Genomic DNA, 389 nt, shown 5'->3' on the forward strand with positions numbered 1-389 from the left:
TTGATTCACAATTGAGTCCGGCAAACAGTCATTAAGAATTAACCCTTCTTGATGACAACCAAAAACCTTGGTTAGTTGCCATACACTAAGACCCTTTCGGGTTGTATGGTTAAGTGACTAAGCGTACACGGTGGATGCCTTGGCAGTCAGAGGCGATGAAAGGCGTAATAACTTGCGATAAGCCCAGATTAGGTAGTAATAACCTTTTGAGTCTGGGATTCCTGAATGGGGAAACCCACTTACATAAGTAAGTATCCTGTTGTGAATACATAGCAACAGGAGGCAAACCGGGGGAACTGAAACATCTAAGTACCCCGAGGAAGAGAAATCAACCGAGATTCCGAAAGTAGCGGCGAGCGAAATTGGATTAGCCCTTAAGCTTTTAATGA

General features: G+C 43.7%; 1 rRNA gene (running past one end of the window). It reads left to right on the forward strand.

Annotated elements, in window-relative coordinates:
- Positions 1 to 107 precede the first annotated feature (107 nt).
- Positions 108 to 389: ribosomal RNA gene (locus BCU75_RS01695) — 23S ribosomal RNA — on the forward strand; it runs 2,564 nt beyond the window's last position.

This window comes from Vibrio splendidus, from assembly GCF_002873455.1.
Lineage (GTDB): Bacteria > Pseudomonadota > Gammaproteobacteria > Enterobacterales > Vibrionaceae > Vibrio > Vibrio splendidus_J.